The sequence below is a fragment of the Bradyrhizobium sp. LB13.1 genome (assembly GCF_054056815.1).
In genome coordinates this window covers 707,378-726,094 of sequence record NZ_JBSRYQ010000001.1, presented here as the reverse complement: position 1 = coordinate 726,094, position 18,717 = coordinate 707,378, and the positions used below count along the sequence as shown (strand labels likewise).

The following is an 18,717-nucleotide window of genomic DNA, read 5'->3' as shown; positions in this document are numbered from 1 at the left end:
CTTCGGCCCCCGACCTGTCGCATGTCTGAAGGAATTTCCATGTTGATGAATCAGCGCTGCCCGAAAGGGCGGCTGGCAATAAGCCTAGTCGGTCGTGGCCTGGCCAGTCTCGCTTGGTTGGCAAGCCTGTTCTTGGGTGTGTCAGGGGCCCTTGCCCATGAGGGGCACGATCACGGCGACGCTGAAAAAGCGGCCGTGGTGTCGTCAGCCTATCCAAGGGTTGCGGCGCGTTCCGAGCTCTACGAGATCGTCGGCATCCTGAAAGACGGCAAGCTTTCCGTCTTCATAGACGATCCCGGCACGAACGAACCGGTTTCGGATGCAGTCCTGCAGGTCACGATCGGCGATTCCGCACCGATCGAGGCTGCGAAAACCGATGACGGCGTTTACATTGCCGCCGTTCCGAACGCCGCGCCGGCGGAATCGGTGGAAGTCATTTTCTCGGTCAACGCCAAAAAGGGAAATGATCTGCTGGTGGATTCGCTGGTGCCGACACGTGCCGGCAATGTCCCGCCGCCGGAGCAGAAGCAGGAGCAGGGCTGGCTCTTCTCAAGCCGAACCGCCGTTGTGGCCTCGGCACTTGCTGCTGCGTGGCTCGGCCTTCTCTATGGCTATTGGAGACGGCGTGGTCGTAGCATGGCCGCTTCCGTTTCAGCGGCGATGGCAGGCGCATTTGTCATTCTCGCTGCCATCGCGCTCGGCGAAAGCCGGACCAACGCAAGGCAGGCAAATCCGCCGGATGTCCCCGCCCTGAGTGATGCCCCGCGACGCCTGCAAGACGGCACTGTCTTTGCGGCCAAGCCGACGCAGCGGCTGCTTGACGTGCGGACCGCCGCCGCCGAGCCGCAGACGATTCGTCCTGCCGTCACGCTGATCGGCCGTGTCATCGCTGACCCCAACCGCAGCAGCATCGTGCAAAGCGTCTATGGGGGCCGCGTCGTTCCGGGCAGCGGCGGCATACCCCGGATCGGACAAGCCGTCAGCAAGGGCGATCTGCTCATCCAGATAGAGCCGCATCTGCCGATTGCGGACCGCACCACGATCCTCGAGAAGGTCGGCGAGATCGAACAGTTGACGGCGATCACCGAAAACAAGCTGCGGCGGCTGCGGCCACTGGCGGAACGGGGCGCCGTGCCGCAAGGTCAGGTCAACGACCTCGAAAGCGAATTGGAAGGCCTGCGAGCCCGGCGCGAAACGGTTCGAAATTCCCGCACGGGATTCGAGGAATTGCGCGCATCGACCGACGGCCTCATCACCTCCGCCAAGGTCGTGCCGGGACAGGTCATTCAGCCGCAGGACGTCCTGTTTCAGATCGCCGATCCCAAGAGCCTGTGGGTCGAAGCATTGGCCTATGACGATTTGGGTTTGAGGGAACCTGAAGCTGCGACGGCCACGGCGCCCAATGGCCACCCGATTGCGCTCTCTTTTGTTGGAACGAGCCGGGCATTGCGGCAGCATGCATCCGTCGTTCAGTTTGCCATGCCGGAGCCTCCGACAGGCCTCAACATCGGTCAGCCGCTCAACGTGATGGTCCAGAGCGGCGCACCGGTGGCCGGTCTGATCTTTCCTCGCAATGCGGTCATTCGCAGCGGCAGCGGCGAGAATATCGTTTGGTTGCACCCGGAGCCCGAACGCTTCGAGCCAAGACCGGTTCGCGTGCTGCCGGTCGACGCGACCCGCGTGATCGTGGCGGCCGGCCTCAGTGAGGGCGAACGCATCGTGGTTCACGGTACCGACCTCATCAACCAGATCCGGTAGGGACGGCCCATGTTCAAGCTCATCGTCCAGGCAAGTTTGCGCAATCGCCTGTTCGTGCTGGCGGTTGCCGCCGTGCTCGTAGGCTACGGCCTGTTTGTTCTGCCGACGGTTTCCGTCGACGTCTTGCCGGACATCAATCGCCCGACTGTGAACATTCTGACTGAGGCGGAGGGGCTGGCTCCCCAGGAAGTCGAGCAGCTCGTGACGTTCCCGATCGAGACGTCGATGAACGGCATGCCTGGCGTGATCCGGGTCCGCTCGGTTTCGGGCGTTGGTCTGTCGGTCGTTTATGTCGAATTCGACTGGGGCGTCGACGTGTATCGTGCCCGGCAGTTCGTCTCGGAACGGCTGGCGCTGATCCGCGAGCAGTTGCCATCCTCGGTCAATCCTCAGATGGGCCCGGTGACGTCGATCATGGGCGAGATCATGCTGGTCGCCCTGACCAGCGACGGCACGGCTACGCCTATGGAAGTGCGCGAGATCGCCGATTTTGTCGTCAGGCCGCAGCTTCTCGCCATTCCCGGTGTCGCCCAGGTGATTCCCATCGGGGGAGAGGTCCGCCAATATCGGGTGACGCCGAATGTCGCGACGATGCAGGCGCTCAGCATCACCCACGATCAGATCGAGCAAGCCGTAGCAAAGTTCGGCACTAACAGCGGCGGCGGTTTCGTTGACCAGCATGGCCGCGAATATTTGATCCGCAACGTCGGCCTCACCCGGCGGATCGAGGACCTCGGCAACACCGTCGTTGCCAGCCGCGACGGGCAGCCGATCCTGCTGAAGCAGGTCGCTTCCGTGGATTTTGCAGCACGCACCAAGCGCGGCGATGCCGGGTATAACGGCAAGCCGGCGGTCATCGTTAGCGTCATGAAGCAGCCGGCTGCCGATACCGTGGTGTTGACGCGCAATATCGAAGCCACGCTCAAGGACCTGCAACGCACCATGCGTTCGGGGATCAACGTCACCAACGTGCAATTCCGTCAGGCCACGTTTATCGAAACCTCGATAAGCAATGTCGAACGCGTTCTGGCCGAGGCCGCCGTCGTCGTTGCATTGGTCCTGGTCGTCTTCCTGATGAACGGACGCGCCGCGTTCGTTTCGCTGACGGCCATTCCGATATCGATCCTCGTGACGGTGCTGGTGTTCTATGCCTTCGGTCTCACGATCAACACCATGACGCTGGGCGGCCTTGCCATTGCCATCGGTGAGCTGGTCGACGATGCGGTGGTGGACGTTGAAAACATCCTGCGGCGCCTGCGGGAGAATGCCGCGTCGAGTACGCCGCGTGCTGTTCTGGACGTGATCTCCGGGGCAAGCCAAGAGGTCCGTTCCAGCATCGTCTACGCAACGACGATCATCGTTCTTGTATTTGTGCCGCTGTTCGCACTTCCGGGAATCGAAGGGCGGCTGTTCACCCCGCTCGGCGTGGCTTATGTGGTCTCGATCCTTGCGTCTCTGCTGACGTCGATCACGGTAACGCCGGTGCTGTCCTACTATCTGCTTTCGGGACGAACCCATTCGGGTGATCGCGAAAGTTTTGTCGTCACCAGGTTGAAGCAGGCCAATCGGCGGGTGCTTGGGTGGGCGTTCGGGCGGCGCGGCCTGGTGCTGGGCTCCGTGGCGGCAGCGATCGTGCTAGCCGGCTACACCGCAAGTCAAATGCCGCGCAGTTTCCTTCCGCCGTTCAACGAAGGGACGCTCGTTCTTTCGCTGCAATATAATCCCGGCATTTCGCTCGCGGAATCGCACCGGCTTGGGCTACTGGCGGAACAATCGCTTGCAAAGGTGCCCGAAGTGAAGTCGGTCGGACGTCGCACTGGCCGCGCGGAGCTCGATGAGCACGCCGAAGGCGTCCACTTCAGCGAAATCGACGTCGACCTCGTTCCCATCCAAACGCCAGAAGGCGGATATCTATGCGAGCGTCCGGGACTCGCTGTCCGCGCTGCCTGCGTCGGTTGCTATCGGACAGCCGATCAGCCACCGCCTGGATCATCTGCAGTCCGGTATTCGTGCCCAGATCGTGCTCAAGATTTACGGGCAGGATATCGAGATGTTGCGGCGCCTTGCCGAAACCTCGCGCCAGCGCCTTTCGACGATCCAGGGCCTGGTCGATCTCCAGGTCGAGAAGCAGGTGCTGATCCCTCAGGTACGGGTTCAGGTCGATCATGCCCGCGCCGCACTTCATGGCCTGACGCCGGCTGCGATCACACAGGCGCTCGATACGCTGTCCAACGGCCGGAAGGTCTCCCAGATCGTCGACGGCAATCGCCGCTTCGACGTCGTGATGCGCCTTTCGGAGCAGGACCGCTCAACCACGGGACTACAAAATCTGCTCATCCCAACCGGTCTGGAATTCGTCCCGCTGAGCGCTTTGGCTGAGGTCATCGAGACCGATGGGCCAAACCAGATTCAACGCGAGGGAACCCAGCGCAGGATTGTCGTCTACGGCAACGGGGACGGACGCCGCGACATTGCCGATATCGCTGCCGACATTCAGAAGGCGGTCCGGGAGCTCGATTTTCCGCAAGGTTACACGACCAACCTTGAAGGCGCATTTCAGGCCCAGCAGGAGGCGTCCTGGCGCATCGGCATTCTCTCGCTGGCTTCACTGGCAATGATCTTCATCGTTCTCTACAGCCGTTATCGATCAACCGCGCTGGCGCTGATCATCATGGGCGGTATCCCGCTCGCCCTGATCGGCAGCGTGGCTGCCTTGAAGATCGCTGGTCAACCATTGTCGGTGGCGTCGATGATCGGCTTCATCACCCTTGCCGGAATCTCGGCGCGTAATGGCATCTTGAAGATCTCGCATTACATCAATCTCGCGGTTCATGAAGGCGAGCGTTTCGGGACCGGGCTGATCGTTCGGGGCAGCATGGAGCGCCTTAGCCCCGTTCTGATGACGGCCCTTTGCGCAGGACTGGCGCTCACGCCGCTCTTGATCGGCGCGGACGAGCCCGGCCGGGAAATCCTGCATCCCGTGGCCGTGACGATCTTCGGCGGTCTACTCAGTGCCACGATCCTTGATACCGTTGTGACCCCAATCCTGTTTCTGATGTTGGGCAGGCAGCCGTTGGAGCGGCTAGTAGCAGGGCATGCCGCAACGTTCACCCCCGCGGAAGCCTATTGACCTCCGCACCAGACCACCGAGGAGCTTCAATGAGAAAATACATCTTCCCGGCCATGATGGCTGTGATAGCGGCCATGCCTGACCTTGCCACGGCACAGACGAAGGGCAGCAAAGGCGGCCCCGTCGCAAAATCGCAGGGTCATCCAATCGAGTTTGTCCGCAAGGGCACGGATATCGTGTTTTATGTGGGAGACGACGATGGTTCTCCGCTCCCGACCAAGGACATGCGGGGACGGGCAACCATTCAGGACGGCGGCAAGACCGTCACCGTGCCGCTCACTCCGGCCAGTCCCAACTTGATGTCGGGAAAGCTTCAGACGGAGCTGTCGCCGAAGGCCATCGTGGTCTTTTCGGCAAGCTTGCACGGTCATTCCCTGACCGCGAGATACACTGCGGAATAAACGAGGTTACGAAGGGCGGAGCACATGCAGCGACATCGATCATCCGTTCAAATGCCTGGCGTCCCGCTGGCGCTTGGTTCGGCCCTCCTGTTCGGCGCTGCAACGCCGCTTTCGAAACTACTGCTCGCCAGCGTCGATCCCCAGGTGCTGGCGGGCCTGCTCTACCTCGGTGCGGGCGTTGGCCTCGCGGCGGTTCACGCCGCACGGGCCGCGATCGGGCTATCGGCTCCGGAGGCTCCGCCAAGACGGCATGACGTGCCCTGGTTGATAGCCATCGTTATCTTCGGGGGCATACTTGGACCGGCATTGCTGATGTTCGGACTTGGCCGAACGCCGGCTTCATCCGGATCATTGATGCTGAATCTGGAGAGTCTTGCAACCATGGTAATTGCCTGGCTCGTGTTCCGCGAAAACGTCGATCGACGCCTGCTGATGGGTGCCCTGGCGATCGTTCTCGGCGCAATCGCCCTATCCTGGGAAGGTCAGGGCCCTTCATTGGATGCGGGCGCGGCGCTGATTGCCGCGGCTTGCCTGTGTTGGGGCATCGACAACAATCTGACCCGAAAACTGTCGTCTGCCGATCCCGTCATCATCGCAATGATCAAGGGCCTGTTTGCCGGTGCTGCAAACATCGCCGGCGGGTTCTGGCTCGGCAACAGCTTACCGCCCACAGGCCTGGCGATACTCGCGGCAATCTTGGGGTTCTTCGCGATCGGGGTGAGCCTTGTTCTGTTCGTGCTTGCCCTTCGTCATCTCGGCACTGCCCGTACCGGCGCCTACTTCTCGCTCGCTCCTTTCATCGGCGCCCTGATGGCCGTAAGCCTTGGCGATCCCTTCACACCGAAGCTTGCGCTCGCCGCGCTATTGATGGGGTTGGGCCTTTGGCTCCATCTCACCGAGCGGCACGAACACCAGCACGTTCATGAGGCCATAGCCCATGAGCACAAGCATGTTCACGACGAGCATCACCAGCATGATCACGCGGGAGCTGTCGATGAACCCCACTCGCACTGGCACGTGCACAAGCCGTTGCGACACAAGCACCCGCATTATCCGGATCTACACCATCGGCATTCGCATTGAGCATTTTGTTTCAGCGACACCGGCCCGCCCCGCGACCTTTGAACCTCGATTGAATATGAAATGTCTGCTGCTGGCCGTTAGGTGGCCTTGCAAGCGCCAAGGGTTTGCTTGGCGACGGGTGGCTTAGGCGAAATCGATTGCCGGGAACTTCGCGATGGCGTTCGCCTTTGCCTTAATGGTCACGTCTCCGTAGCCCTCAGAGACATTGCGCGGCGCATGCCCCTGAATGGCGTCCAGTACGCGCGTCTCAACACCTTGCTCAATGCCGACAGTCTTGAAGCGATGACGCCAGCCGTGGCTTGGATCAACGTTCTTATCCTTCACCACCTCACGCACGAACTCATTAACCTTGTTACGCGCCGTCTTCACCGCATTGCGCACCCCTAACTCACCGGGCTTAGGGTCAACGAACAGATAGCCGCCCTTGGACTTCTCATAGAACTCCGAGAAGCCCTCCTCGATGATTTGCCAATGGAGCACGACATCACGCGCTTCGTCCGTCTTCACCGGCCCGGCCTCGGGCGTCACATGCAACACCCAGAGCTTGCCTTCGCGGCGAATATCCTCCTTGCGAATCTGGATCATCTCACCCACACGGGCGCCCGTGAAGGCACACAGCCAGGGCACCCACCGCTTGGCCGCTGCGAGCTTGGGGGCTTCCCGGCCGGGCACGAACTCGCGGGCATGCTTCAGGATGGCTATAGCCTCCGAATCATAGAACCCCTTGGACCGGAGCTTGCGCGGCTTGCCCACCTTGATGGTGATTCCTTCCGCCGGATTGCTGGGCAACCGACGATTGACCACAGCCCATCCAAACACCGTCTTCATGCCAGCGAGGTCACTGTCCTTCACGGTTTTCGGGCTCACGCCGCTTTGCACGCGATAATCCTTGAAGCGAACGATGTCGTCCGGCGTCACTCGGCTCGCCGTGTCATGCTTCAGATAGCTCACTAGGCGGCCCATCGAGTTGCGATAGCTCTCGTAGGTGCTCTGCTTCCGGCCGGCCCGCTTGGCTTCCTTCCACCAGTCCTCAACCAGCCCGGTAAGGGAATTCTTGGAGGTGCCCCGCTTTGGCTTTTCCTTTTGCGCATCTGCCGGGGCCTGCCATTCAGGAAAGCGAGCGGCCTTGGGGTCGATGGAGTAGTCTCCCCCTGCATTCCGTTGGCGGGCCGCGAAGGCGTCACGGAGCGCCATCCAAAAGGCGGTGAGCAAGAGAGCGCGTGATTCGCTGTCCACGCGGCGAATGCCCTTGGTCAGCAAGAGGCGGTCCACAATGGGCCCTAGCGACTTGTCTAATTTCTTGGCGTCACCGTCCCGGCCAACCCTCTCCCACATCTCCGTTACAGCGGCCCAATGAGCTTCCTGCTCCTCGTGGCTCTCAGTATCCGGCGCCCAACCGACACCGGGCGTGTGAACCATGGCGACACTCCGGGCGCGGCTCTCGCTATCCGCCCAAACGCGATAGAGTTCGCCTGCCAAAGCCGTCGCCTGCCGGTGGGTCACATGCACAGGAGCGTCATTGCGGAAGGCCTGCCAGACACCCGCCAGATAGGCCGCGGCGACTCCATGGCGCGCCTTCGCTTCGCTGGGCTCTGCGGTGCGGAGGGAGAACCGAATGGCCTGAGCGCTCTCGCTGGGCGTCACAAATACGAACTCATCGCCCAGCGGAATAGCCAGCTCGATGCCCGCCGCCTTGGCGCGAACGTCCGCCGGAATGCGCTGCACGAATGAAGGAATGCGAGACCCGTCCCGGCGCATCGGCCGAACAACCCTGAACAGCAATGTTACACCCCATTGTTACACAGTCGGGGCCAACGCAACACTCTGAAAGGGCTTATGTATCTGGAATTACTTCACATCCAGAATTGGGTGGTGCCCAGGAAAGGACTCGAACCTTCACGGCCGTTAAGCCACTGGCACCTGAAGCCAGCGCGTCTACCAATTCCACCACCTGGGCATGCCGTTTGGGGCACGGAGGCGGTTACTACGGTTCGGTGACGCGGTTGTCAATTCATGCTTGAACCCCGCTTCCGGATGCGGATTGCGCATCGCAAACCGGCCCGATACAAGCCTGATAACACGCACTCTTCCTGCAGGAATGGACCTCCATGGCATCGAATCTGGAAACTCTCGTCACGGTTTTCGGCGGATCGGGGTTTTTGGGCCGGAATGTCGTCCGCGCGCTGTGCCGGCGCGACTACCGGATCCGGGTCGCGGTGCGGCGGCCGGAGCTGGCCGGCTACCTCCAGCCTTCCGGTAAAGTCGGGCAGGTTCACACCGTGCAAGCCAACTTGCGCTATCCGGCCTCGGTCGAGGCAGCGCTGCGTGATTCGCATGTCGTGATCAATCTGGTCGGCATCCTCGCCGAAGGCGGCGCGCAGAGTTTTGATGCCGTCCAGGCCAAGGGCGCCGAGACCGTCGCCAAGGCGGCCGCGGCCGCAGGTAGCCGCCTGATCCATGTCTCGGCGATCGGCGCCGACGCTGAATCGCCCTCGCGCTACGCCCAGGCCAAGGCGGCCGGCGAAGCCGCGGTCTTGGCCGCGGTGCCGTCGGCGACGATCTTCCGTCCGTCCGTGATGTTCGGCCCCGAGGACCAGTTCACCAACCGCTTCGCGGCACTGGCCCGGATGTCGCCGGTGCTGCCGCTGATCGGCGGGAGTACCCGGATGCAGCCGGTCTATGTCGGCGACGTCGCCACAGGGATCGCGGATGCCGTCGACGGCAAGGCGAGGGCGGGCGCGACCTACGAACTCGGCGGGCCGGACGTGCTGACCATGCGCGAGATCATCGAGGCCATCCTCAAGATCGCCGATCGCAAGCCGATGCTGGTGCCGCTGCCGTTCGGGCTGGCCCGCTTCCAGGCCAATTTCCTGCAATTCGCGCCCGGCGCGTTGAAGCTGACGCCGGACCAGGTCACGCTGCTCGCGCGCGACAATGTCGTGTCGGATGCGGCGAAGGCCGCCGGCCTGACGCTGGAGGGCCTCGGCATCAGCGCCGACTCGCTTGAAGCGATCGCCCCCCAATATCTCTGGCGCTTTCGCGCCGCCGGGCAGTTCCAGCGCAAGAGCGCGTAACCATCCGCCGTCATGGCCGGGCTTGTCCCGGCCATCCACGTCTTTCCTCGATGGTCGCCAAGAACGTGGATGCCCAGCACAAGGCCGGGCGTGACGAGCTTCAACGTCCAGACTGCAGTTGTTTGAAGTTCGGGTTTACTGCCCCATGGCCAGCGCGATCAGGCCGAGCGTGCCGACGATCACGCGCCACCAGGCGAACACCACGAAACCGTGACGGGTGACGTATTCCAGGAACGTCTTCACCACGATGATCGCGGTAACGAACGACACCACGAAGCCGATCGCGACGATGCCCATGTGGTCCATCGTCATCTCGGAGCGGTTCTTGTAGAAATCATAGGCGAACGCGCCGATCATGGTGGGGATGGCGAGGAAGAACGAAAATTCCGCCGCGGCGCGCTTGTCGGCCCCCAAAAACATTGCGGCGACGATGCTGGCGCCGGAGCGCGACACGCCCGGGATCATCGCGATGCACTGCGCGATGCCGATATAGAGATACATCAGGAGCGGAAACCGGGTGGCGTCATGCTCGCGCGCCTTGAGATCGAGCTTGTCGACCCAGAGCAGGATGGCGCCGCCGACGATCAGCGAGAAGCACACCACCCACGGATTGAACAACATGCTCTTGATGTATTTGCCGGCGACGAGACCGACGACGACAGCGGGCAGGAACGCCACCAGCACGCCGATCACGAAGCGGCGCGCATAGGCGTCGCCCGTGAACATGCCGATCGCGACGTCCCACAATTTCTTGAAGTACAGCACGACGATCGCGAGGATCGCGCCGAGCTGGATCAGAACCGTAAACGAATCCCAGAACGCGCCCTCGCCGAGATGGAAGAAGCGCTCCGCAAGCAGCAGGTGACCGGTCGAGGACACGGGAAGGAACTCGGTCACACCCTCGATGATGCCGAGGATCACTGCCCGTATTGCGTCTGACATATTTACGGTCCATTTCCGCAGGAAAAGCGGGGCTCTTCTCGCCCATCCGCCCCATTGCTGCAATCGCAAAATGCGGCGTCACGCCCTTGCTTCGCGGTTTTGAATGACTAGTGTGGCGCTGCACAAACATTGATGGATTCTTAAGCACCATCAAATAGTCAAAGGCTTCATGTTCACGCTGTTTCATCATCCGTTCTGTCCGCATTCGCGGTTCATCCGCCTGATCGCGGGGGAATACGGGCTTGAGCTGAAGCTAGTTGAAGAGCGCAGCTGGGAGCGGCGCGAGGCATTTCTGCTGCTCAATGCGGCGGGCACGACGCCCGTCCTGGTGGACGACGAGCAGCCGCCCATCCCGGGCGCGGCGATCGTCGCAGAATATGTCGACGAGGCCTATGGCGCCGAGATGGGACTCAAGCGCCTGATGCCGGACACGATCGGCGAGCGCGTCGAGGTGCGCCGGCTGATGGCCTGGTTCAACGAAAAATTTTTCGAGGAGGTCTCCCACCCGCTCGTCACCGAGCGCATCTACAAGCGCTTCATGAGCGAGGACAATGGCGGCGGCCCGCCTTCGGCCGACGTGATGCGCGCCGCGAAGGCAAATGTGCGCTATCATCTGGCCTATATCGGCTGGCTGGCGCAGACGCGTAATTTCCTCGCCGGCGACCGGCTCAGTTACGCGGATCTCGCCGCCGCGGCGCACCTCTCGGCGATCGACTATCTGGGCGACGTGCCATGGAGCGAGGACGACGCAGCAAAGGCGTGGTACGCGCGGGTGAAATCCCGCCCGTCGTTCCGTCCGCTGCTGAGCGAATGGCTGGCGGGCGTACCGGCGTCGCGGACCTACGTGGACCTCGACTTCTGAACTCCGATCCGATCGAACTGAAGACGGCGCTTGCAAACGAGGCACGCGCGCTTGGCTTCGACTGCATCGGCATCACTGAACCGGGCACGATCGACAGCGCCGGAAAACATTTCCTCGAATTCATCGCATCGGGCGGCCATGGCGACATGGACTGGCTCGCCGCACAGCCGGAGCGCCGGGTCGATCCGCGCGGGTTGTGGCAGGACGTGCGCAGCGTCATCATGCTCGGCGTCAATTACGGCCCTGACCAGGATCCGCTCGCGATCCTCGAACAACGCACGCGCGCGGCGATCTCGGTCTATGCGCAGGGCGACGACTATCACGACCTCATCAAGAAACGCCTGAAGGCGCTGGCGCGATGGCTGGTTGCGACCGCACCGTCCGACGTGAAAGTGTTCGTCGACACTGCCGCGGTGATGGAGAAGCCGCTGGCGCAAGCCGCGCATCTCGGCTGGCAGGGCAAGCACACCAATCTGGTCTCGCGCGAATTCGGCTCGTGGCTGTTTCTCGGCGCGATCTACACCACGCTGGAGCTGCCGCGCGACGACGCCGAGATCGATCATTGCGGCTCGTGCAAGGCGTGTCTCGACATCTGCCCGACGGCGGCCTTCCCCGCGCCCTACAAGCTCGATGCGCGGCGCTGCATCTCATACCTCACCATCGAGAACAAGGGACCGATCCCGCGCGAGTTTCGCAAGGCGATCGGCAACCGCATCTATGGCTGCGACGATTGCCTCGCCGCCTGTCCCTGGAACAAGTTCGCGCAGGAGGGTCGCGAGGCCAAGCTCGCGGCGCGTGACGAATTGCGCGCGCCAGGTCTCGCCGAACTCGCCCGGCTCGACGACGCTTCGTTTCGCGCGCTGTTCACGAAGTCGCCGGTCAAGCGCATCCGGCCGCGATCGTTTTTTGCGGAACGTGCTGATCGCGATCGGCAACTCCGGCGATCCGGCACTGGCGGACGAGGCGCGGCGATTGCTGGATGATGCGAGCCCGCTGGTGCGGGGGGCTGCGGTGTGGGCGCTGGGGCAGTTGTTGTCAGATGCAGGGTTCGCTGCAATGAGGGCAGCTGCAATCGCGGGCGAGCGCGATGACAGCGTACGCGAGGAGTGGCGGGCCGCTTCCTGATCCTCATCCAGAGGAGCGCGCTCTTCGCGCGTCTCGAAGGATAGAGGCCGAGCTGAAAGAGCCGGGCCTTCATGGTTCGAGACGGCGATTCGCGCCTCCTCACCATGAGGATTGGGGATCTTGATTTCCCCACGCGTTCCTTCAATCTCGCGCGCCATGACAAACACGCCTTTCTTCACTCGCGACGGCGACACATTCCATCCGACGGAAGTCGCCAACGGTCCGTGGGATCCGAAATCGCTGCACGGACGCGTCATCATCGGCCTGCTCGGCTTCGCCATCGAGGAGCGGCATTCCGGTCCTGAATTCGTGCCGGCGCGCCTGACCGTCGACATGTTTAGGCTGCCGACCATCGACAAGCCGATCGAGGTGACGACGCGTCTCGTGCGCGACGGAATGCGCATCCGCGTCGTGGAAGCGGAATTCTTGTCCGGCGGTGTCGGCATGGCGCGCGCTTCGTGTCAGCTGTTGCGGCTAACGCAGAATCCGGAAGGCAATGTCTGGTCGCCGCCGAACTGGGACGTGCCGAAGCCCGCCGACATTCCCAAGCCCACCGATCCCAGGCTCGGCATGAACGGCAAATGGGCGACGCGGCCGATCGTCGGCCATATGGGCTCGCTCGGGCCACGAAAACTCTGGATGAGCGAGGTGCGCGAACTGGTGGCGGGCGTGCCGATGACGCCGTTCGTCCACGTCGCCACCGGCGCCGATTTCGCCAGCCCGTTCGCGAACGCCGGCGACAAGGGGCTCCGCTACATCAACAGCGACGTCACGATCTATCTGCACCGCTTGCCGGTGACGAACTGGATCGGCTTCGACGTGGTCAACCACCAGGCCACCGACGGCGTGGCAATCGGTGAATGCTGGCTCTACGATGAAGCGGGCCCGATCGGCACCGCCACGGTCGCAGCGCTGGCGCAGCGCAAGCCGATTGCGAAGCCACCGCCGCCGTAACCGTCAGGACAAATGCCGCTTCATCTCCGGCCGCGCCTTGAGCTCAGCGCCCTGCCTGGCGACGATCTTGGCGATGCGCTCGGGCGCAAACTTCAGATCGACAAACGCCGGCGCGGTGTTGGCGACCTCGTGATAGCTGACGATCTTGCCGTCGCGTAGCGTCATGATCGCGACGCCCTCGAACATCGTCCGCGCGCCATTCGCCTCGGGCAAGGTCGAGCGGTAGCTGAACGTGTAGCGCGCATAGAGCGTGGTGCCGTCGGACACGGGATCGTGCATGTCCCAGCGGAAATCGGTGGCCGTGCGATAAAACCAGTCGTCGATCATCGCGGCGATGTTCTCGCGGCCGTCGAAGGCGCCGTAGAACACGTCGTGATAGACGCCGTCTTCGGCGAACAGGTCGGCGAAGGCTTTCCCGTCGCGTTGTTCGACGGCGTCGCAGAAGGCGCGCAGCATGGCGGTGGTGGTCATCGGTGTTTCTCCCCACTCTCTTCGTCATGCCCCGCGAAGGCGGGGCATCCAGTACGCCGCAGCTTCTCGGTTCAATCACTGCAGGCTCTGGAATACTGGATCGTCCGCCCCAGTGCGGAATTGCGCACAAGGCGGACGATGACACCGAGTACTACACCTTCACCCGATCTCGGCCACCGCGGCAAGAATGCGCGCGATGTCTTGCGGGCGGGAGAGACGGTGATCGCCGTCCTGGATCATGGTCAGCACGACGTCGTCGGCCGGCAGGCGATGTGTCAGCGCGAACGCGTGCTGCCAGGGTACATCAGGATCCTGCGCGCCTTGCAGGATGCGGACGGGACCAGCCGAGATCGATGGCGCTGCCGAGCACGAGGTGCTTGCGCCCCTCCTCGATCAGTTTTCGCGTGATCGGATAGGGCGAGCCGTCGCCATAGTCCGACGGCCGCAGCCAGACACCCTTGGTCTCGATTTCTTTCTTCACCGCGGCCGGAAAGTTCTTCCACATCAGCTCCTCGGTGAAGTCGGGCGCCGGCGCGATCAGCACCAGGCCCGCCAGCGACGCCTTGGCTTGCTGTTTCTCTTGACGCTTCTTGATTTCGCGCGCGAGCAGCAGCGCCATCCAGCCGCCCATGGACGAGCCGATCAGGACTTGCGGGCCGTCGCAGAACCGTTCGAACACCGCCACGCTATCCTCGAGCCAGCTCCCGATGGTTCCATCGGCGAAGTCGCCGCCGGATTCGCCGTGGCCGGAATAGTCGAACCGGACCACGGCACGGCCGCGATCCCTGGCCCATTCGTCCAGCGCCACGGCCTTGCTGCCCTGCATGTCCGACTTGAACCCGCCGAGCCAAACCAGTCCCGGTCCTTGTTCAGGTCCTTGCCCAGGTCCTTGCCCGCGCCGACTGCGCACCGCGATCCGGCGTGCGGACGGGCCCTCGCCCACATCGATGAAGTCGAGCACGGCATCGGGAATTGGGTGATTCATGGAACGTTTACTCTGACTGTGCGGTTTGAGCTGTCCGGACGTGCTCCGCAGCGCAGCCGGACATCGGCATTGGCCCTTTGGGACGCTTGCGGAACAGAAGCAAGGTGTCTATGTCGGTCTTCGTGCCCTGGCGTGGCCAAAATGCCTCGCAGTTGAGGCTTTTTCGACCGCCGCACGAGCGAATTGCTTGCCGGCAACCGTATCTTCCTGCAAAATAGCCGCCTCTTTTCATAACTTTGGAGAACCACCCATTCGCCGTCCCAATAAAGCCCCACCCACTGCCGCCAAAGACGGGCCGCGCATCAATGACGATATTCGCAATGCGCAGATCCAGCTGATCGATCAGACCGGTGACAACAAGGGCACCATCGAGACCGTCGCGGCTATCCGCCTGGCCCAGGAGGCCGGCATGGATCTGGTCGAGATCTCGCCGAACGTCAGCCCTCCCGTCTGCAAGATCATGGACTACGGGAAGTATAAGTATTCCGCGCAGAAAAAAGCTGCCGAAGCCCGCAAGCGGCAGAAGATCGTCGAGATCAAGGAGATCAAGCTCCGCCCGATGATCGACGACCACGATTACGAAGTTAAGATGCGCGCGATGCAGCGGTTCTTCGAAGAGGGCGATAAGGTCAAGATCACTCTGCGCTATCGCGGCCGCGAAATGGCGCACCAGGAGATCGGCACCAAGCTGCTCGACAAGATCAAGACCGACGTCGCCGAGCTCGCCAAGGTGGAGCAGGACGCGCGGTTCGAGGGCCGTCAGGTCGTCATGGTGCTGGCGCCGCGCTGACGCTGACACCGCTACTTTGAATTAGCGAATTCAACGGCCCGTCCGGATTTCCGGCGGGCCGTTTTGTTTTTCTTGCCTCTCCCACTTGCGGGAGAGGGAGCGCACCGTCCTCTTGGGCGATAGTTACGTCCTTGTCGCGTGCCAGGTGCCGCTGCAGCGGTCGCCGGAGATGATGCCGTGCCAGGAACCGGCGCCGGCCATGCCGGCAAGCCGGCCGCCGCCGCTGGCATGGGACGCCCCGACCGAGACCCGGACTGCAACGGAGCCGCTGCGATTGACCTTGCCGGAGACTCGGCCACCGCCGGCGGACAACACCCGACCGCCGGCGACGGTAAAGGGAACGCTGTAGCCGGAGCTGCAATTGCCGCGGGTGGTGGCGAAGGTGACGTTCCAGACGCCGTCATAGCGGTCGATGCGAGCATCGGCGGTCGAGGGAAGCGCAGCAATGGCGAGCACGGCCAGCGCCAGGCGGCGCGGACGAGCGAAATCAGTCAAAAGCGATTGGGAAAAATGGGACATTTTGGTCCTGCTCCGCGCGGCATGTCTTGGACATGAGGATAGCAATTACGGATAGTCGCCAGGTAAGTTCCACGCGTTCACCGTTGCCAATTGGCTTGTCCTCTGTCATAAGCCCAGCCTTCATCGCCCGGCTGATTAAGGGCTGCCGCGGCGGTGTCCGTGCGGGTTTCGCGCTAGTTCGCAAAAACCTGAGCACAATCAACGCTCTAACGAGCATTTTAGACGGCCAGCCGCCTTCACGGGCGGCATTCTGTTGTGGCCATAGGAGAGCAAAATGCCCAAGCTGAAGACCAAATCGGGCGCCAAAAAGCGCTTCAAGGTGACTGCCACCGGCAAAGTGATGTTCGCCCATCGCGGCAAACGTCACGGCATGATCAAGCGGACGAAGAAGCAGATCCGTCAGCTTCGCGGCACCAGCGTGCTGTTCAAGACCGATGGCGACAACGTCAAGAAGTACTTCTTGCCGAACGCCTGATCGCGTCCACGATCATTGCCACCAGCGCCGCAACTTTCGCGGCGATCCGAAAACCAAGTCATCTCTGAAGGAAAAATTTGTCATGGCTCGCGTCAAACGCGGTGTGACCGCCCACGCCAAGCACAAGAAAGTCTACAAGGCCGCCAAGGGTTTCCGCGGCCGCCGCAAGAACACCATCCGCACTGCCAAGCCGGCGGTCGACAAGGCCATGCAGTACGCCTTCCGTGACCGCAAGCGCAAGAAGCGGACGTTCCGTGCGCTTTGGATCCAGCGCATTAACGCTGCCGTCCGTCCGTTCGGCCTGACCTACAGCCGTTTTATCGACGGCATGGCCAAGTCCGGGATCACCGTGGACCGCAAGGTGCTGTCGGATCTCGCGATCAACGAGCCCGCGTCGTTCCAGGCGATCGCCGAGAAGGCCAAAGCTGCGCTCGCGGCCTAAGAGGCCGCGCTAGCGGGCTTTCGAGCCCGCAGCCTTCAGCGCGCGTTGCGAGTAACGCTGGGCGACCTCCGCCCGGCAGAATGCCGTGAACGACAGATACATGGTGCCGGATTTATTCCGGTACTTTCGGTCGCAAACACGCATCTCGCGTTGGTAGGCCTGTTTCCGCACCATGTTGAGGCCGGGCATGAAATCCGCCTCGCATTTCTTCTCGACGGCGGCACCGAGCTGGACATCGCCGCTCGCTGTCAATTGGCAATCCTGAAACACCTTCATCGCGCCTTCGCAGCCCTTCTGGGCACCGATGGTGTCGACGACCTCGTCCAGCGTCATGGATTTCTCCATGCAGACCATGGCGCGCGCCGGGGTGCCGGCAACAGAGAGAGCGACGGCCAGAACAGCCAGACCGGATCTTGAGAGCATCGCGAAAGCCTCCTCGTATCCCCTTGGTGCCAAGCCCCCGCGCGAGGTTCAACCCAGCCGTTCGTCAGCCCGAAATGACCGGCTTTTCGCTTGACGTTACGGCCTTCGGGCGGCGACAACCCAGCCGAATTTGGCAGCAGGGATTTGACCGTGTCCGACCTCGCAACGCTCGAAACATCCATCCTCGACCAGATCGCCGCCGCCGGAGACGGAGGCCGCCCTCGAGGCGGTGCGCGTCGCAGCCCTCGGCAAGAAAGGTTCGATCTCGGCGCTTCTTGCCACGCTCGGAAAAATGTCGCCGGACGAGCGCAAGACGCAAGGCGCTGCGATCAACCAGGCCAAGGACAAGGTCACCGAGGCCCTCGCCGCGCGGCGCGACGTTTTGAAATCGGCGGCTCTCGACGCGCGGCTCGCTTCGGAAACGATCGACGTCACCCTGCCGCTGCGCGATGCACCGACTGAAGCCGGCCGCATTCATCCGCTGAGCCAGGTCTGGGACGAGCTGACCACGATCTTCGCCGACATGGGATTCTCGGTCGCCGAAGGTCCTGATATCGAGACTGACGACTACAACTTCACCAAGCTGAATTTTCCCGAAGGCCATCCCGCGCGCGAGATGCACGATACGTTCTTCTTCCATCCGAAGGAGGACGGCTCGCGCATGCTGTTGCGCACACACACCTCGCCGGTGCAGGTGCGCACCATGCTGAGTGAGAAGCCGCCGATCCGCGTGATCTGCCCGGGCCGCACCTATCGCATCGATTCGGATGCGACCCACACGCCGCAATTCCATCAGGTCGAAGGCCTCGTCATCGACAAGCACTCGCATCTCGGCCACCTCAAATGGATTCTGCACGAGTTCTGCAAGGCGTTCTTCGAGGTCGACCACATCAACATGCGCTTCCGGCCCTCGTTCTTCCCGTTCACCGAGCCGTCGCTGGAAGTCGACATCCAGTGCCGCCGCGACAAGGGCGAGATCCGCTTCGGCGAGGGCGAAGACTGGCTAGAGATTCTCGGCTGCGGCATGGTGCATCCGAACGTGCTGCGCGCCTGCGGCATCGATCCCGACGAGTACCAGGGCTTTGCCTGGGGCATGGGCATCGACCGCATCGCCATGCTGAAATACGGCATCGCCGATCTGCGCCAGCTGTTCGACAACGACGTCCGCTGGCTGTCCCATTACGGCTTCAAGCCACTGGAAGTGCCGACCCTCGCGGGAGGGCTGAGCTCGTGATGTTCGTGCTCGGACACACCAAGACTCTCTCCGTTCCCTCCCCCCTTGT

The 18,717-nt window shown here is 62.5% G+C and carries 14 protein-coding genes, 1 tRNA gene and 4 pseudogenes; 12 read left to right on the top strand and 7 right to left on the bottom strand.

The genetic code is table 11. The annotated features are described in order from the left end of the window. Positions 1-39 precede the first annotated feature (39 nt). From ACVWYI_RS03440 to ACVWYI_RS03425, 4 genes and pseudogenes are all read left to right on the top strand, one after another. Positions 40-1,758 (top strand): efflux RND transporter periplasmic adaptor subunit, encoded by a 1,719-nt coding sequence (locus tag ACVWYI_RS03440; RefSeq protein WP_456661237.1) that lies wholly within the window; start codon positions 40-42, stop codon positions 1,756-1,758. A 9-nt stretch (positions 1,759-1,767) separates the two neighbouring features. Next, a pseudogene (locus ACVWYI_RS03435) lies at positions 1,768-4,888 on the top strand (efflux RND transporter permease subunit). A 29-nt stretch (positions 4,889-4,917) separates the two neighbouring features. After that, a complete protein-coding gene (locus ACVWYI_RS03430) occupies positions 4,918-5,289 on the top strand; it encodes a hypothetical protein (RefSeq protein WP_456661236.1) in 372 nt (123 codons plus the stop codon). A 24-nt stretch (positions 5,290-5,313) separates the two neighbouring features. Next, on the top strand, positions 5,314-6,372 hold the full coding sequence (locus ACVWYI_RS03425) for an EamA family transporter (protein WP_456661235.1): 1,059 nt from the start codon (positions 5,314-5,316) through the stop codon (positions 6,370-6,372). Between the two features lie 123 nt (positions 6,373-6,495). On the opposite strand, the gene ACVWYI_RS03420 is transcribed toward ACVWYI_RS03425, so the two are convergent. Both ACVWYI_RS03420 and ACVWYI_RS03415 read right to left on the bottom strand, forming a co-directional pair. After that, positions 6,496-8,154 carry a tyrosine-type recombinase/integrase gene (locus ACVWYI_RS03420; protein ID WP_456661234.1) on the bottom strand — a complete coding sequence of 553 codons (1,659 nt, stop codon included), beginning with the start codon at positions 8,152-8,154 and terminating at the stop codon, positions 6,496-6,498. Between the two features lie 88 nt (positions 8,155-8,242). Further along, positions 8,243-8,329 (bottom strand) — tRNA-Leu (locus ACVWYI_RS03415). Between the two features lie 151 nt (positions 8,330-8,480). Between ACVWYI_RS03415 and ACVWYI_RS03410 the strand changes: the two genes are divergently transcribed. Further along, entirely contained in the window at positions 8,481-9,446 is a 966-nt protein-coding gene (locus ACVWYI_RS03410) for a complex I NDUFA9 subunit family protein (RefSeq protein WP_456661233.1), read from the top strand. Between the two features lie 135 nt (positions 9,447-9,581). On the opposite strand, the gene ACVWYI_RS03405 is transcribed toward ACVWYI_RS03410, so the two are convergent. After that, the gene (locus ACVWYI_RS03405; protein WP_354105925.1) at positions 9,582-10,388 is read right to left on the bottom strand and encodes an undecaprenyl-diphosphate phosphatase; all 807 of its coding nucleotides are present in this window, start codon (positions 10,386-10,388) and stop codon (positions 9,582-9,584) included. A 169-nt stretch (positions 10,389-10,557) separates the two neighbouring features. Here ACVWYI_RS03405 and ACVWYI_RS03400 point away from each other — a divergent pair, with 169 nt between their 5' ends. From ACVWYI_RS03400 to ACVWYI_RS03390, 3 genes and pseudogenes are all read left to right on the top strand, one after another. Next, positions 10,558-11,250, top strand: a complete 693-nt coding sequence (locus ACVWYI_RS03400) for a glutathione S-transferase family protein (protein WP_354105924.1) — start codon at positions 10,558-10,560, stop codon at positions 11,248-11,250. Then, positions 11,199-12,375, top strand: a pseudogene (gene queG / locus ACVWYI_RS03395) (tRNA epoxyqueuosine(34) reductase QueG). The gene ACVWYI_RS03400 and the pseudogene queG overlap by 52 nt, the downstream one beginning before the upstream one ends. Before the next feature lie 156 nt (positions 12,376-12,531). Then, entirely contained in the window at positions 12,532-13,329 is a 798-nt protein-coding gene (locus ACVWYI_RS03390) for an acyl-CoA thioesterase domain-containing protein (RefSeq protein ID WP_456661232.1), read from the top strand. Positions 13,330-13,332: 3 nt separating this feature from the next. On the opposite strand, the gene ACVWYI_RS03385 is transcribed toward ACVWYI_RS03390, so the two are convergent. Then, positions 13,333-13,800, bottom strand: coding sequence for a nuclear transport factor 2 family protein (locus ACVWYI_RS03385; protein WP_456661231.1), 468 nt, complete (start codon positions 13,798-13,800; stop codon positions 13,333-13,335). A gap of 159 nt (positions 13,801-13,959) precedes the next feature. Then, a pseudogene (locus tag ACVWYI_RS03380) lies at positions 13,960-14,785 on the bottom strand (alpha/beta hydrolase). A 250-nt stretch (positions 14,786-15,035) separates the two neighbouring features. Between ACVWYI_RS03380 and infC the strand changes: the two are divergent. After that, on the top strand, positions 15,036-15,575 hold the full coding sequence (gene infC / locus ACVWYI_RS03375) for a translation initiation factor IF-3 (RefSeq protein WP_085349942.1): 540 nt from the start codon (positions 15,036-15,038) through the stop codon (positions 15,573-15,575). A gap of 123 nt (positions 15,576-15,698) precedes the next feature. Here infC and ACVWYI_RS03370 read toward each other — a convergent pair whose 3' ends face one another. After that, positions 15,699-16,094: a hypothetical protein gene (locus ACVWYI_RS03370; RefSeq protein WP_456661230.1), complete on the bottom strand. Its 396-nt coding sequence runs from the start codon at positions 16,092-16,094 to the stop codon at positions 15,699-15,701. Between the two features lie 274 nt (positions 16,095-16,368). On the opposite strand from ACVWYI_RS03370, the gene rpmI reads away from it, so the two are divergent. Next, positions 16,369-16,569 (top strand): 50S ribosomal protein L35, encoded by a 201-nt coding sequence (gene rpmI, locus ACVWYI_RS03365; RefSeq protein ID WP_027535561.1) that lies wholly within the window; start codon positions 16,369-16,371, stop codon positions 16,567-16,569. An 82-nt stretch (positions 16,570-16,651) separates the two neighbouring features. Further along, positions 16,652-17,011: a 50S ribosomal protein L20 gene (gene rplT / locus ACVWYI_RS03360; RefSeq protein ID WP_247352688.1), complete on the top strand. Its 360-nt coding sequence runs from the start codon at positions 16,652-16,654 to the stop codon at positions 17,009-17,011. A gap of 9 nt (positions 17,012-17,020) precedes the next feature. On the opposite strand, the gene ACVWYI_RS03355 is transcribed toward rplT, so the two are convergent. Next, positions 17,021-17,434: a hypothetical protein gene (locus ACVWYI_RS03355; protein WP_456661229.1), complete on the bottom strand. Its 414-nt coding sequence runs from the start codon at positions 17,432-17,434 to the stop codon at positions 17,021-17,023. A gap of 150 nt (positions 17,435-17,584) precedes the next feature. Here ACVWYI_RS03355 and pheS point away from each other — a divergent pair. Further along, positions 17,585-18,668 (top strand): annotated as a pseudogene (gene pheS, locus ACVWYI_RS03350) (phenylalanine--tRNA ligase subunit alpha). The last annotated feature ends 49 nt before the right edge of the window (positions 18,669-18,717 follow it).

Coding starts and splice junctions, on each gene's coding strand:
- ACVWYI_RS03440 (WP_456661237.1), top strand. CDS start 40: ATGTTGATGAATCAGCGCTGCCCGAAAGGGCGGCTGGCAATAAGCCTA.
- ACVWYI_RS03405 (WP_354105925.1), bottom strand. CDS start 10,388: ATGTCAGACGCAATACGGGCAGTGATCCTCGGCATCATCGAGGGTGTG.
- ACVWYI_RS03390 (WP_456661232.1), top strand. CDS start 12,532: ATGACAAACACGCCTTTCTTCACTCGCGACGGCGACACATTCCATCCG.
- ACVWYI_RS03425 (WP_456661235.1), top strand. CDS start 5,314: ATGCAGCGACATCGATCATCCGTTCAAATGCCTGGCGTCCCGCTGGCG.
- ACVWYI_RS03400 (WP_354105924.1), top strand. CDS start 10,558: ATGTTCACGCTGTTTCATCATCCGTTCTGTCCGCATTCGCGGTTCATC.
- rplT (WP_247352688.1), top strand. CDS start 16,652: ATGGCTCGCGTCAAACGCGGTGTGACCGCCCACGCCAAGCACAAGAAA.
- ACVWYI_RS03370 (WP_456661230.1), bottom strand. CDS start 16,094: ATGTCCCATTTTTCCCAATCGCTTTTGACTGATTTCGCTCGTCCGCGC.
- ACVWYI_RS03430 (WP_456661236.1), top strand. CDS start 4,918: ATGAGAAAATACATCTTCCCGGCCATGATGGCTGTGATAGCGGCCATG.
- ACVWYI_RS03410 (WP_456661233.1), top strand. CDS start 8,481: ATGGCATCGAATCTGGAAACTCTCGTCACGGTTTTCGGCGGATCGGGG.
- rpmI (WP_027535561.1), top strand. CDS start 16,369: ATGCCCAAGCTGAAGACCAAATCGGGCGCCAAAAAGCGCTTCAAGGTG.
- ACVWYI_RS03355 (WP_456661229.1), bottom strand. CDS start 17,434: ATGCTCTCAAGATCCGGTCTGGCTGTTCTGGCCGTCGCTCTCTCTGTT.
- ACVWYI_RS03385 (WP_456661231.1), bottom strand. CDS start 13,800: ATGACCACCACCGCCATGCTGCGCGCCTTCTGCGACGCCGTCGAACAA.